This is a genomic window from Lachnoclostridium sp. An14, assembly GCF_002160755.1.
GTDB lineage: Bacteria > Bacillota > Clostridia > Lachnospirales > Lachnospiraceae > Lachnoclostridium_A.
Genome location: NZ_NFLE01000007.1, coordinates 43,207 through 56,803 on the forward strand (window position 1 = coordinate 43,207; position 13,597 = coordinate 56,803).

11 protein-coding genes are annotated in these 13,597 nt (G+C 57.3%); 10 read left to right on the forward strand and 1 reads right to left on the reverse strand.

The features are described from left to right. Positions 1-1,746 (forward strand): ABC transporter ATP-binding protein, encoded by a 1,746-nt coding sequence (locus B5E84_RS05740; RefSeq protein WP_087220530.1) that lies wholly within the window; start codon positions 1-3, stop codon positions 1,744-1,746. Positions 1,747-1,792: 46 nt separating this feature from the next. After that, complete coding sequence (locus B5E84_RS05745; protein WP_087220533.1) at positions 1,793-3,181, forward strand: sodium-dependent transporter; 1,389 nt, start codon at positions 1,793-1,795, stop codon at positions 3,179-3,181. Positions 3,182-3,389: 208 nt separating this feature from the next. On the opposite strand, the gene B5E84_RS05750 is transcribed toward B5E84_RS05745, so the two are convergent. Further along, positions 3,390-4,640 carry a tRNA(Met) cytidine acetate ligase gene (locus B5E84_RS05750; protein ID WP_087220536.1) on the reverse strand — a complete coding sequence of 417 codons (1,251 nt, stop codon included), beginning with the start codon at positions 4,638-4,640 and terminating at the stop codon, positions 3,390-3,392. Positions 4,641-4,797: 157 nt separating this feature from the next. On the opposite strand from B5E84_RS05750, the gene B5E84_RS05755 reads away from it, so the two are divergent. The 8 genes from B5E84_RS05755 (at position 4,798) to B5E84_RS05790 (ending at position 13,589) form a co-directional block, all read left to right on the forward strand. Next, the gene (locus tag B5E84_RS05755; RefSeq protein WP_087220539.1) at positions 4,798-5,130 is read left to right on the forward strand and encodes a cyclic-di-AMP receptor; all 333 of its coding nucleotides are present in this window, start codon (positions 4,798-4,800) and stop codon (positions 5,128-5,130) included. Positions 5,131-5,261: 131 nt separating this feature from the next. Continuing rightward, positions 5,262-6,260: a phosphate acetyltransferase gene (gene pta, locus B5E84_RS05760; RefSeq protein ID WP_087220542.1), complete on the forward strand. Its 999-nt coding sequence runs from the start codon at positions 5,262-5,264 to the stop codon at positions 6,258-6,260. A gap of 113 nt (positions 6,261-6,373) precedes the next feature. After that, positions 6,374-7,567 carry an acetate/propionate family kinase gene (locus B5E84_RS05765; protein ID WP_087220545.1) on the forward strand — a complete coding sequence of 398 codons (1,194 nt, stop codon included), beginning with the start codon at positions 6,374-6,376 and terminating at the stop codon, positions 7,565-7,567. Positions 7,568-7,638: 71 nt separating this feature from the next. Continuing rightward, positions 7,639-8,166 carry a YceD family protein gene (locus tag B5E84_RS05770; protein ID WP_087220548.1) on the forward strand — a complete coding sequence of 176 codons (528 nt, stop codon included), beginning with the start codon at positions 7,639-7,641 and terminating at the stop codon, positions 8,164-8,166. 3 nt (positions 8,167-8,169) lie between these two features. After that, the gene (gene rpmF / locus B5E84_RS05775) at positions 8,170-8,352 is read left to right on the forward strand and encodes a 50S ribosomal protein L32 (protein WP_087220551.1); all 183 of its coding nucleotides are present in this window, start codon (positions 8,170-8,172) and stop codon (positions 8,350-8,352) included. A 302-nt stretch (positions 8,353-8,654) separates the two neighbouring features. Next, positions 8,655-8,840, forward strand: coding sequence for a hypothetical protein (locus B5E84_RS20335; RefSeq protein ID WP_143469184.1), 186 nt, complete (start codon positions 8,655-8,657; stop codon positions 8,838-8,840). 16 nt (positions 8,841-8,856) lie between these two features. Then, the gene (locus B5E84_RS05785; protein ID WP_087220556.1) at positions 8,857-11,511 is read left to right on the forward strand and encodes a cytosine permease; all 2,655 of its coding nucleotides are present in this window, start codon (positions 8,857-8,859) and stop codon (positions 11,509-11,511) included. Between the two features lie 269 nt (positions 11,512-11,780). Next, the gene (locus B5E84_RS05790; protein WP_087220559.1) at positions 11,781-13,589 is read left to right on the forward strand and encodes a sulfatase-like hydrolase/transferase; all 1,809 of its coding nucleotides are present in this window, start codon (positions 11,781-11,783) and stop codon (positions 13,587-13,589) included. The last annotated feature ends 8 nt before the right edge of the window (positions 13,590-13,597 follow it).

Below are 13,597 nucleotides of genomic sequence, written 5' to 3' on the forward strand. Positions count from 1 at the left end.
ATGAAAGAAAAACAGATTGCCACAATCAAACGGATTTTAAGCTATATCAGCCAGTATAAGTTCTGGGTGGCCGCCTCCCTCTGCCTGGCGGTGGTCACCGTGGCCACCACCCTGTATGCCCCCATTCTGGTGGGCGAAGGCGTGGACCTGATCGTAGACCAGGGGCTGGTGGACTTTCCGGGGCTGCTTGCCATTTTGCGGAAGGTGGCCATTGTGATCTGCGTCACCGGCCTTTCCCAGTGGCTCATGAACCATATCAACAACCGGATCACCTACCGGGTGGTGAAGGACATCCGCACAAAGGCCTTTGACCGCCTGGAGCTCCTTCCTTTAAAATATGTGGATTCCCATCAGCACGGGGACATTATCAGCCGCATTATCGCGGACATTGACCAGTTTTCCGAGGGACTGCTCATGGGCTTTACCCAGCTGTTTACGGGAGTGATGACCATTCTCGGTACTCTGGGCTTTATGCTGTCGGTAAACCCCTTTATCACCGTGGTGGTGGTGCTTTTGACCCCCATCTCCCTGTTTGTGGCGGGCTTTATCGCCAAACGGACCTTTTCCATGTTCAGCCTCCAGTCCAGGACCAGGGGAGAACTCACCTCCCTGGTGGACGAGATGCTGGGCAACCAGAAGGTGGTGCAGGCCTTCGGCCAGGAGACGGAGGCCCAGGTCCGGTTTGAGGAGATCAATGAGAGGCTGAGAGGCTGCAGCCTGAAGGCCATTTTCTTCTCCTCCATCACCAACCCGGCCACCCGGTTTGTAAACGGCCTGGTGTACGCCGCCGTGGGTGTGGCTGGGGCCTTCGCGGCGGTGAACGGCGCCCTTTCCGTGGGACAGCTCTCCGTGTTCCTCACCTACGCCAACCAGTACACGAAACCGTTCAACGAGATTTCCGGCGTGGTGACGGAGCTGCAGAACGCCATCGCCTCCGCGGCCAGGGTGTTCGAGCTCATCGACGAGGAGGCCATCCCGGCAGACAAGACGGACGCCAGGGAGCTCACCCACGCGGAGGGGCAGGTAGAGCTGCAAAATGTGAATTTCTCCTACGATCCGGAGGTGTCCCTCATTGAGGATTTGAACCTCTCTGTGAAACCGGGCCAGCGGATCGCCATTGTAGGCCCCACCGGCTGCGGAAAGAGCACGGTGATCAACCTGCTCATGCGGTTTTACGACGTGGATTCCGGCTCCATCCAGGTGGACGGCACGGACATCCGTTCCATCACCAGAAAGAGCCTGCGGAAAAGCTACGGCATGGTGCTCCAGGAGACCTGGTTAAAATCCGGCACCATCCGGGAAAATATCGCCTACGGAAGGCCGGAGGCCACGGAGGAGGAGATCATCGCCGCGGCGAAGAAATCCCATGCCCACAGCTTTATTAAGAGGATGCCCCAGGGCTACGACACCGTCATTTCCGAGGACGGCGGCAACTTATCCCAGGGACAGAAACAGCTCCTCTGCATTACCAGAGTGATGCTCTGCCTGCCGCCCATGCTAATCTTAGACGAGGCCACCTCCTCCATCGACACCAGGACGGAGGTAAAAATCCAGCAGGCCTTTGCCAGCATGATGGAAGGCCGCACCAGCTTTATTGTGGCCCACAGACTCTCTACGATCAAGGAGGCGGACCGGATCCTGGTGATGCGGGACGGCCACATCATCGAACAGGGCACCCACGAGGAGCTCCTGGAAAAAGGCGGCTTTTACGCCGGCCTCTACAACAGCCAGTTCGCGCCGGCTTAGGCGTTCTGGAATATGGAATATAGAAAGAAAAAGGGGAATGAGTGACATGGAAAAGAAACGAGAAACCTTCGCGTCCCGTGTGGGATTTATTCTGATCTCCGCGGGCTGCGCCATTGGACTGGGAAACGTATGGCGGTTCCCGTACATCGTGGGACAGTACGGAGGCGCCGCCTTTGTGCTGGTGTATCTGGCCTTTCTGGTGCTGTTTGGGCTGCCCATCATGGTGATGGAGTTTGCCAACGGCCGGGCCTCCAAAAAGTCTGTAGCCTTATCCTATGACGTGCTGGAGCCCAAGGGCACAAAATGGCACTGGGCCAAGTGGTTCCACATGGCGGGAGACTACATCCTGATGATGTTTTACACCACCATCGCCGGGTGGCTGGTTCAATATTTCGTGAAGTTTTTAAGAGGCGATTTCTACGCCGGAATGACGGCGGAGCAGGTCGGCGGGGAGTTTGACAAGCTGATGGCCGATCCCTCCCTCATGGCCATCTATATGCTGGTGGTGGTCATCGTCTGCTTTTACGTCTGCGGCCACGGCCTGCAAAACGGCGTAGAAAATGTGTCCAAGAAAATGATGATCTGCCTCATGCTGCTGATGGTGGTGATGGCGGTGAATTCCTGCATGATTCCGGAGGGGAGAGAGGGACTGAAATTCTATCTCCTTCCCGACTTTTCCAGAATGCAGGAGGCCGGTGTGTTCAACGCCCTCTACGCGGCCATGGGTCAGGCCTTCTTTACCTTGAGCATCGGCATCGGCGCCCTGGCCATTTTCGGCTCCTACATCGGGGACGAGCGCCGTCTCACGGGAGAGGGCTTAAACGTGATGATCCTGGATACCTTCGTGGCCTTCACCGCCGGGCTGATCATCTTCCCGGCCTGCTTTGCCTACAACGGCGGCCAGACGGGCCAGGGCCCGTCCCTGGTGTTCGTGACGCTGCCCAATGTGTTCAACCACATGGCTCTGGGTCGGCTGTGGGGCGCCATGTTCTTCCTGTTTATGAGTTTCGCGGCCCTGACCACCATCATCGCCGTGTTCCAGAACATCATCTCCTTCGCCACGGATCTGACGGGCTGTTCCGTCAAGCGGGCAGTGGGAGTCAACGGCGTGGTCATCGCCGTCCTGTCCTTCCCGGCCCTCTTGGGCTACAACCTGCTCTCCGGCATCCAGCCCCTGGGCGCCGGTTCCACCATCCTGGATCTGGAGGACTTTATCGTCAGCAACAACATTCTGCCCATCGGCTCCATGATCTACCTGTTTTTCTGTACGAGGAAATGCGGCTGGGGCTGGAAGAATTTCATCCACGAGGCCGACAAGGGCGAGGGCTTAAAATTCCCCGGCGGAAAGGCCGTCCAGTTCTACATCAGCTGGGTGGTGCCCCTGCTGGTGCTGTTTATTTTGGTGATGGGGTATAAGGATAAGTTTTTTGCGTAATAGATATGAGGCGTCCGGCGGGATGGCACTCTGCGCAAAAGAAAATAGCTGCTGGCGTAGCCCCGCTTTGGAGCGGGTGTGCATGGCTGCGCATAATCTTGACGTTCAATAATGAAAAATGCCTGACCGGATAATGAAAAACGGGAAAGACGGCTTGGGGATCCTCCCAGAGCTGTCTTTCCCGTTTTTTTGATGGCATAAAACTGTTTCACATCACCACAATCTGCCGCTGATACTCATGAACCGCCGTCCCGCCATACTTTCCCGCCTCCACGGCCCCGCGGACATGGGCGGCAGTGACGCCTGTTTCAAACATGGAAAAGGCCTCCGGGGACAGCAGCCGTCCGGCGTCCGCCGGTTTGGAGATCAGAGGGATGGCGCTGTGGGCCTTGATGGCGGAGAGAAGGGGGATGGCGCTCCGCTTAAACCCCAGGATGCGGGCGTAGGGGGCGGACATTCCGCCGTCCCGCCACCGGGAAAGCTCCTCCGCCCGCACATCCAGCACCAGGCTTAAAAGGGCGCGGCTGATGCGGGCGTAGGTGTAGTTTTTCGTTTTTAGCTGAAGGACCCGGTCCTGCCAGGAGCCGGTTTCCAGGGCGCGGGCAGCCAGCCGTCCGGCAAGCTCCCTGGAAAAGCCGGCATACTGAAGGAACCCGTCTCGTTCCTTTGTAAGGATGGCATAGTCCAAAATCCGTGAGAAGTCCTCCGGAAACAGGAACCGGCCCTCCATCAGAAGGGGGAGGCAGTCCTCCGGCACCTGTCCGGTCAGGGAGGAAAGCCCGTGTTTCCCGTCCTCCCGCAGCACCCGCCGCAGGGCAGTGGCCGACGCGAACACCCCGTCCCGAACTCCGGTCTCGTGGTAGCCGTCCCCCTCCCGCCGGATGGTGACCGGCCGGATGGAGCTTTTCAGCCGCAGCAGCGCCCGCAGGTATTCCACCCCTAAAATATTGTTGGGAGAGGAAAGGAGGGCATCCGCCGTTTCCTTTGGGCTGTTTTCCGCTGCCTGCCCGGAACCTTTTAAGGCCGCCTGTCTCGCCGCCGCGAAGGACATTCCGCGGCTTAAGGCGTCTTTTAAGGCCGTCTGATATTCTTCCGGTTCCTGGGAGAGCAGTTTCGCAGCGGCCATAAGGGCCTGTGCATCTCCCGCCTCGCTGCCGAAGGAGAGGGCGTTCACCACTCCCAGCTGGTCCAGCAGGCTCACTCCGCAGGAGGCAAAGTCCTCGGCGGAGGAACAGCAGAAGGGAAAGGGCAGCTCCAGCACCAGATCCGCCCCGGCAAGGAGCGCCATGCGGGTCCGGAGATATTTGTCCGCCACAGCTGCCTCCCCCCGCTGCACGTAGTCCCCGCTCATCACGGCGATGAGGTAGTCCGCCCCCGTCCGTTCCCGGGAAAGGGTGAGATGGTGGCGGTGGCCGCAGTGAAGCGGATTGTATTCCGCGATAATTCCCGTTACGTTCATAAAGATCCCTGTGCCTCCTTTGCATGGCCTTTATTCTATCATTAGAAATAAGAAAAGTCACGGATATTCTTAATAAAATTTTATGTAATTTTTACAAGCAAAAACCGAAATTTTAGTGTATAATATAGGTTAATGCTAATAATAAGGAGGATATGCTATGAAATTGGTATATGCAATCGTTAGAAAAGACAATGAAGATGAGGTTATGAATGAGCTGACCGTTCACAGATTCTCCGTTACAAAGCTGGCGACCACCGGCGGATTCTTAAGAAAAGGGAACTCCACCCTGATGATCGGCGTGGATGACGATAAGGTGCAGGACGTGATCGACATTATCAAGCACGAGTGCGGCGAGAGACAGAAAATCACCGTCAATATGCCCTATGTTTCCGGCCCCGCCATGGTCAATTATTCCACCATGCCCATGACCGTTGAGGTGGGCGGCGCTACCATTTTCGTGGTGGACGTGGAGCGGTTTGAGAAGATCTGATTGGCAGGCCGTTTTCCAGTTTATGGTATGGAAAAAAGTACAAGAAAATTGGAGAAAGTATCTTGTATACAATAAACTTATAGTATATAATGAGCATAGATGCTTCAAAGATAATGAAAGGGGATTATGTCATGGGATTTATTGATGTAATTAAGGAGAAAGCAAAAGCTGACAAGAAAACCATCGTGCTGCCGGAGTCCATGGACAGGAGAACGTTCGTGGCTGCGGAGAAGATCCTGAAGGAGGGGCTTGCGAATCTGATTATCATCGGAACTCCGGAGGAGGTTGCGGCAAACAGCGAGGGCCTGGATATTTCCGGCGCCACCATCGTAAACCCGTTTACCTACGAGAAGACGGAGGAGTACGTGAACCTGTTCGTAGAGCTGAGAAAGTCCAAGGGAATGACCCCGGAGCAGGCCAGAGAGACCATGCTCAAGGACTACGCTTACTACGGCTGCCTGATGATTAAGAACGGCGACGCCGACGGAATGGTTTCCGGCGCCTGCCACTCCACCGCCAACACCCTGCGTCCCTGCCTGCAGATCATCAAGACGAAACCGGGCACGAAGCTGGTTTCCGCCTTCTTCCTGATGGAAGTTCCGGACTGCGAGTTCGGCGAGAACGGCACCTTTGTATTTGCAGACTGTGGCCTGAATCAGAATCCGAATCCGGAGGAGCTTGCGGCCATCGCCGTTTCCTCCGCGGAGAGCTTTAAGATGTTAGTGGGCGCGGAGCCGAAGGTTGCCATGCTCAGCCATTCTTCCATGGGAAGCGCAAAGCACGACGACGTGACCAAGGTGGTAGAGGCCACGAAGATCGCCAAGGAGACCGCTCCCGAGCTGGCTCTGGACGGAGAGCTGCAGCTGGATGCGGCTATCGTTCCCGAGATCGGCGCCTCCAAGGCACCGAACAGCAAGGTAGCCGGCCATGCCAACGTACTGGTATTCCCGGATCTGGATGCCGGAAACATCGGCTACAAGCTGGTTCAGAGACTGGCAAAGGCAGAGGCTTACGGCCCCATGTGCCAGGGCATCGCAAAGCCGGTAAACGACCTGTCCAGAGGCTGCTCCGCTGACGACATCGTGGGCGTAGTTGCCATCACCGCCGTACAGGCTCAGAACGAAAATTAACCGTCCGCACCGCAGGCCGCCTGCATCCAGGCGGCCCGGAAAATCGGGCGGGGGAATGCCGGGACAGGCCGTGTTCCGGCATTCGTGTGAATAAATATAAAGGAGAAGTCAATATGAAAATTTTAGTGATCAACTGCGGCAGCTCATCCTTAAAGTATCAGCTCATTGATATGGACAACGAGGGCGTACTGGCAAAGGGCCTTTGCGAGAGAATCGGAATCGCCGGTTCCATGCTGACCCACAAGCCCACCGGCAAGGATAAATTCGTTGTGGAGAAGGATATGCCGGACCACAAGGTAGCCGTTCAGATGGTAATGGACGCCCTGGTAGATCCGGAGCACGGCGTGATCGCCAGCACCGACGAGATCTCCGCAGTGGGACACAGAGTGCTTCACGGCGGCCAGTACTACAGCGATTCCATCATTGTAAACGAGGATGTGAAGAAAGTGATCCGCGACTGCTTTGAGTTAGGACCGCTGCACAATCCGGCAAACCTGATCGGCATCGAGGCCTGCGAGGCCGCTATGCCCGGCGTTCCCAACGTAGCCGTATTCGATACCGCTTTCGGCCAGAGTATGCCGAAGAAGGCGTACCTCTACGCCATCCCCTACGAGTACTATGAGAAGTACAGCATCAGAAGATACGGTTTCCACGGCACCAGCCACCGTTTCGTTTCCGGCGAGGTCTTAAAGTTTGCCGGCCTGGATCCGGAGAAGGGCAAAGTGATCGTATGCCACTTAGGAAACGGCGCCAGCATTTCCGCATCCATCGGCGGAAAGTGTGTGGATACCAGCATGGGCCTGACCCCTCTTGAGGGCCTTGTAATGGGTACCAGAAGCGGAGACGTGGATCCGGCTGTCCTTCAGTTCATCTGCAACAAGGAGAACAAGACGGTCAACGAGATGCTTGACATCTTAAATAAGAAGTCCGGCCTTTTAGGCATTTCCGGAATCTCCAGCGACTGCCGCGACGTGCAGAACGCTCAGAGCGAGGGCAACGAGAGAGCTGACATGGCGATCCGCAGCTTTGAGTACCGCATTATCAAGTACATCGGCGCATATGCGGCTGCCATGAACGGTGTAGATGCCATCGCCTTTACCGCCGGAATCGGTGAGAACGACGCTGTGATCCGTAAGGACGTATGCGACAGCCTGGCATACCTGGGAGTAACCATCGACGAGGAGGCCAACAAGGTGAGAGGCGAAAAGAGAATGATCTCCACCCCGGATTCCAAGGTGAAGGTTATGATCATGCCCACCGACGAGGAGCTGGCCATCGCCCGCGAGACTCTGGAGCTTGTAAAATAATAGCAGAAAAGTGGTTGACAAACCAAAGTCACCTATGTATAATAGCATAAGTGCGTATTAGGAGAAGTAATATGCAGGTAAACTTATCAGAGCTGTTTTCCAGTGATGGAAAAGAGAGAACCTACACTCAGGATATTGAGATGGAGCAGTTTCAGGCGCCGGACGGTGTCTATGAGATTGTGAAGAAGGAGCCGGTTCGGCTGACGATTCGTCATACGGGCGAGAGAAAGCTGGAGGCCAGCGGAGAGATCCGCTTGTCCTTGGAGATCCCCTGTGACCGCTGTCTGACGCCGGTAAAGGTAGACTTTGATCTCGATGTGAATTTTTCCGCTGATTTGAATCAGACAGAAGAAGACCGGGCGAAGGAGCTTGATGAGCAGCCCTATATAAGTGGGAATTATCTGGATGTAGACCAACTGGTCCGCAATGAGCTATTGCTGAACTTACCTATGAAGGTCCTGTGCAGAGAAGATTGCAAAGGAATTTGCAATAGATGTGGCGCAAATCTCAATTTTGAGAGCTGTGAGTGCGACAGAAGCACCTCAGACCCAAGGATGTCAGTAATCCAGGATATTTTTAAACAGTTTAAGGAGGTGTAAACCATGTCTATCTGTCCTAAGAATAAAACTTCTAAAGCTAGAAGGGACAAGCGCAGAGCGAACTGGAAGATGAGCGCTCCGAACTTAGTAAAGTGCAGTAAGTGCGGCGCTTTAATGCTTCCTCATAGAGTATGCAAGGCTTGCGGCAGCTACAATAAGAGAGAGATCGTTAAGGTGGAGGACTAATTCCTTCCAGTGAGATTGAGAAATTCAGGGTGCTTTCCGGGATGACCGGCGGGCACCCTTTTTTCATTTAACAGGAAACTGCGTTTCCTATGACAGGAAAGCCTCCGGCGGGAGGCACACTCCGCGCAAAGGAAAATGGCTGCCGGCGCAGCCGCGCTCCGGCGCGAGTGTGCGTAAGCGCGGGGAAACGGCCATTTGCCTGGACAGCGGTGCTTTCAGGTAGTTTCGGCGGAGAAACTAAATTTTCCATGGCTGCCGCAGGCTCCCGCGGGCAAATGGAGAAAAACAGGAGAGAAAAACCAATGAGACAATCAAATGAAACAGAAAGAGATCCATTCTTTGATCAGGAGCTGGAACAGCGGATCCGGAGGCTGGAGGATCCAGGATTTCAGGGGGTCCCGCCTATGAGGGGGCGGGATTACCGGACGGCGGCGGGACTGGCCCTCGCCTGTCTGGCGGCGCTCATTGCCGGGGCTTGGATTCGCTGACGGGAGGAGATGGAACATGGAAAAGGAAAGACGACAGCTGGAGCAGGAGACGGCTCTTGGGATCCTGCCGGTGATGCCGGAGGAGCGGAGATACGGGTTTTGGGATGCGGCCCTGATCCTGTCCGGTTACTGCATTGCCACCTGGAGCTACACCCAGGGGGCGTACCTGGCCACTTTGGTGGGGTTCCGTCAGCTTTTGGTGGGGGCGTTTGCCGGGGCCATATTTATACTGCTCCTCTATCAGCTGCCGGTGGTGCTCTCGGCGCGGTACGGCATTGACATCTGGATCTGGCTGCGGGCAGTGTTTGGAGACCGGGGAGTGAAGGGGATGACCCTTCTCATCATCGCCGTCAATTTTCCCTGGTACGCGGTGTGCGGGGAGCTGTTTGCCTCGTCCATGGGAAATCTGGCGGGGATGGCGGGAATCCCGGTTTCGGATGCCGGCCATAAGCTCCTGGGGCTGCTCTGCGTGGGAGGAGGGAGCCTGATCGCCTTAAAAGGCCTTGGCCCCATCACCTGGTCCACCAGGCTTTTAGTGCCGGCTCTGCTGGCGGCGGGAGGGATCGCGGCGGCGGTAGCGGTGACCCAGGTGCCTGCCTCCGTGATCTGGGATTATGTGCCAACACATCCCCGGTACAGGGATCCCCTGATGGCCTATGCGGCGTCGGTGGAGGCTAATTTTGCCTTTGTGATCACTCTGGTGGGCGGAATGGCCCAGGTGCCGCGGCTGGCCCGAACGGAGCGGGGCGGATACCTGGCGGGAGTGGTGGGCCAGGGGATTTCCGGCTCCTGTTTCGTGGTGCTGGGGGCGGTGATGGCCATCGCCACAGAGTACGCCACCGGAACCATGTCGGAGGACCCCACAGTGATGATGGCGGTGTTGCAGGTGCCGGTTTTGGCCTGGACCTCCCTGATGCTGGTGGCCTTTGCCAACGTGGGAACCCAGGCGGTGGGATCTTACCTGTACGGGGTGATGTTACAATCCACCTTCCGGCGGGCGGGTTACGGCAAGATTGTGGCGGTGCTGGGATTTTACGCGGGAGCGCTGTGCCTGTGGGGCGGGATTCAGGAGCATTTCGGGGCGTTTCTGACCCTTGGGTCCTGCGTGTACGGGCCTTTGGCCGGTCTGCTCTTTGCCGATTTTTTCCTGGTGCGAAACGGGCGGCTGGCCTTTCGCAGCGCCTACGGGATGAAGGGGCATGAGGCCTACCGCTACACCGGCGGATTTCAGCTGGTGGGATGTTTCTGCCTGGCAGCGGGGATGGCTGCCTCCCTCCTGGTCTACGATCCGGTGGGAGGGGTGATTCACCACCGGTTTCTGTTTCTGCTGACGCCCACGGGGCTTTCCTTTCTGACCTCCGGGCTGCTGTACTGCTTTTTGTGCAGCTTGCCGCCGGTGCGGCGGTATGTGAGGAAGGACCTGGAGGAGCGGCCGGATCCGAAGGCCTTTGACCGCTTTCGGGAGCCGCCCAGGCAGAATCTGTTTGCCATGCCCTTTTTGTGGCTGGGCTGCTGGCTGATGACGCGGCGGGCGGGGCTGGCGATACGGAAAACAGGGATGAAAGGGGTAAAACCGCCTTTTCTGGTGCTGGGAACCCATCACTCCTTTACGGATTTTTATGTCACGCCCCTGGCTCTCTTTCCCCGCCGGGCCAACTACGTGTCGGAGCTGGAAGGGTTTGAGGCCTTCGGGGAGTGGTATTACCGGCAGGCGGGATGTCTGGGCACCAGGAAATTCGTGGATGATTTCGCTCTGATTCAAAATATCCGCCGGGTGATGAAACGGCGGGGAATCCTGGTTTTGTACCCGGAGGCCCGGTACGCCAATGTGGGAACCAGCTCCCGTCTGCCGGAGGCGGTGGCAAAGCTGGTGAAGGTTTTGAAGGTTCCCGTGGTCACATTAAATATGAAGGGAAACTATCTCCAGTCCCCCATTTGGAATACCAGGCCGCGGCGGGAGGTGCGTCTGGAGGCGGAGCTCTCCCTGACGGTTTCCGGGGCGGAGGCGCAGAGCTTGAGCGCGGAGGAGATCTGGAACAGGCTCTCGGAGGCGCTTTCCTACGACGAGTACCGGTGGCAGAGGGAGAAGAAAATGGCTGTTACGGTGCCCTGGCGGGCGGAGGGCCTCCATATGCCCTTATACCAGTGCCGGCGCTGCGGGACGCCGTTTCAGATGGGTTCCCGGGGAGACCGTCTTTTTTGCCGACACTGCGGTGCCTCCTGGGTCATGGATGAGTATGGGACGCTGACGGCGGAAGGGGACGGAGAGCGGATGGAGATTCCGGACTGGTATGAATGGGAGAGGGAGACCGTGATCCGGGAGATCTGGGAAGGACGGTACGGCCTGGACTGCGCCGTGGAGGTGGAGGCCCTGCCGAACGCGGTGAATTTTATCTCCTGCGGAAGGGGCAGGCTGGTACACGGGAAAACGGGCTTTGACCTGACCTTTTCCCATTACCAGGATGGGAAGGAGCGGACGGTCCATTTTCCGGCCATCTCCATGACCTCCATCCACACGGAATACAACTACCGGGGCAAGGGACAGTGCGTGGTGCTGTCCGTGCTGGATGACAGCTACTTCCTGTTTCCCCTTGAGGAGGATGGGTTTAACGCCACCAGGATTCAGTTTGCTGTGGAGGAGCTTTATGAGCGGGCGAAGGAGAGACGCTGATGGGAGTATTGAGTATTTGCCGGCAGCCTGAAACCTGGAGACTGGAGCCTGCGGCCTGGGGCGGATAAGCCGGCCTGGGGGATTCCCTGAGGATTTTCAGGGATTTGCAGGAGATCTGCAGAGATTTTCAGGTGGCGGCTGTTTGCCGGAGCCGCAGGTTTCCGCGGTCCCGCGGGGATTGTGGGAATTTTTGGTTTCCTTTGACATTTCTGCGGTTTTAAGATAGAATAAGAAATCGTTTGAAAGGATAAGACAGGGGAGATTGATTCATGGAACATCATCATATGGCCCGCCGTCTTGGGATGGCGGGCTTTTTGGTTGCGGTGCCGTTTACGGCGTTTTATGGGATGCAGCTGGTATTTGGCGGGCTGCCGTGGGAGACCTCTTTTTCCGCGGCCCTGGGAAATGCCCTCTGCATCGGGGCGGTGTACTACCTGCTCTGCGCTCTGACGGGGCGGGCCCTGCTCTCGGCAGCGGCGGTCCACCTCCTTTTTGGGCTGTGGGGAGCGGCGAATTTTTTTGTGGCGGAATTTCGGGGAAATCCGGTGCTGCCATGGGATTTTACGGCCCTGGGAACGGCGGCCGCCGTGTCCGGCACCTACCGCCTGCATCTGACCTGGCAGATGGAGGCCGTGCTGGTTCTCCTTGCTGGGTTTGCGGTTTGGGGCATCGTGTTTCGGAAGAAGGGCTGGCTGCGGCTGAAGGGCTGGAGCCGGGCGGCCGTCCTCGTTCTGGGGCTTTTGTGCCTGGCGCCGGTGTGGAAACCGGAGAATCTGAAACGGTTCGGAATCGAGGCGGACGTGTGGGATCAGGCGAAGGCCTACCGGGAGAGCGGCGCCGTGGGAGCCTTTCTCTGCAACCTGGAATTTTTAAATGTGGAGGTGCCGGAAGGGTATTCCCCGGAGCGGGCGAGAGAGCTTTTGGTGGAGGCGGCCGCTGCGGCGGACGGCGGGAGCGGAACCCAGCTGGCCGCGGCGAAGGAGCCGGTCCCGGTGGAGGTTAAGGAGTCTGAGCGGCCTCACATCATCGCCATTATGAACGAGTCCTGGGCTGACTTTGAGGAGGCGGGGAATCTGGAGCTGACCCACGAGGTGATGGGCTATATCCGCTCCATGGACGCCGTTTTCGGCCACGCCTACACCTCCGTGTTCGGGGCGGGCACCAGCGCCAGCGAGTTTGAGTTCCTCACGGGAAACACTATGGCCTTTCTGCCGCCGGGGAGCATCCCCTATCAGCAGTACATTCTGGGGCCGTCCCGTTCCATGGCGTCCATATTAAAGGAGAACGGCTACCGCTGTCTGGCCTTCCATCCAGGGGAGAGAACCTCCTGGCAGAGGAACCAGGCCTATCCCCTTCTGGGCTTTGACGAATTTCTCAGCGGGGAGGATATGGATGTGGAAATGGAGGAGCTCCACGGCTATGTGAGCGACCGGGCCGATTTTGCCCAGGTGATTCGGGAGTTTGAGGAGCGGGAGCCGGGAGAACGGCTGTTTCTGTTTAATGTGACCATCCAGAATCACGGCAGCTACACCGATCCGGACTACGAGACGGTGGTGCAGGTGGCGGACGAGCCGGGGGCCTATCCTATGGCGGAGCAGTACCTCACCCTGGAGCGGGAGACGGATCTGGCGGTGGAGGAGCTGATCCGGTATTTCTCCGCTCAGGAGGAGCCGGTGCTCATCGTCATGTTCGGGGATCATCAGCCGTCGGTGGAACAGGAATTCCTGGACAAGGCTTACGGCGTAAAGCAGAAGGATATGACCATGGCGGAGTACATGGGGAAATTCCGGGTGCCCTACTTTATCTGGTCCAACTACGGGCTGGAGGCGGAGGCGCCGGAGATCACCAGCTTAAATTTCTTGGGAAATTACGTCCTGGAGTGCGCCGGTGTGGACGCGGGGGAATACGGGGATTTTCTGGGGCAGTTCCAGAAGGAAATCCCGGCCCTCACCTTCTCCGGATACTTTGACGGGGACGGAAAGGCCCACAGCCACCTGGAGACCAATGGATTTGACGAGCGGATCGGGGAATACCAGATCGTGCAGTATTATAAGCTGTTTGGGGAATCAGCGAGATAGAACAACCG

Excerpts from the sequence above, each read along its gene's own strand:
- B5E84_RS05750 (WP_087220536.1), bottom strand. The coding sequence starts at position 4,640 with ATGAACGTAACGGGAATTATCGCGGAATACAATCCGCTTCACTGCGGC.
- B5E84_RS05755 (WP_087220539.1), top strand. The coding sequence starts at position 4,798 with ATGAAATTGGTATATGCAATCGTTAGAAAAGACAATGAAGATGAGGTT.
- rpmF (WP_087220551.1), top strand. The coding sequence starts at position 8,170 with ATGTCTATCTGTCCTAAGAATAAAACTTCTAAAGCTAGAAGGGACAAG.
- B5E84_RS05765 (WP_087220545.1), top strand. The coding sequence starts at position 6,374 with ATGAAAATTTTAGTGATCAACTGCGGCAGCTCATCCTTAAAGTATCAG.
- B5E84_RS20335 (WP_143469184.1), top strand. The coding sequence starts at position 8,655 with ATGAGACAATCAAATGAAACAGAAAGAGATCCATTCTTTGATCAGGAG.
- B5E84_RS05770 (WP_087220548.1), top strand. The coding sequence starts at position 7,639 with ATGCAGGTAAACTTATCAGAGCTGTTTTCCAGTGATGGAAAAGAGAGA.
- pta (WP_087220542.1), top strand. The coding sequence starts at position 5,262 with ATGGGATTTATTGATGTAATTAAGGAGAAAGCAAAAGCTGACAAGAAA.
- B5E84_RS05745 (WP_087220533.1), top strand. The coding sequence starts at position 1,793 with ATGGAAAAGAAACGAGAAACCTTCGCGTCCCGTGTGGGATTTATTCTG.
- B5E84_RS05790 (WP_087220559.1), top strand. The coding sequence starts at position 11,781 with ATGGAACATCATCATATGGCCCGCCGTCTTGGGATGGCGGGCTTTTTG.
- B5E84_RS05740 (WP_087220530.1), top strand. The coding sequence starts at position 1 with ATGAAAGAAAAACAGATTGCCACAATCAAACGGATTTTAAGCTATATC.
- B5E84_RS05785 (WP_087220556.1), top strand. The coding sequence starts at position 8,857 with ATGGAAAAGGAAAGACGACAGCTGGAGCAGGAGACGGCTCTTGGGATC.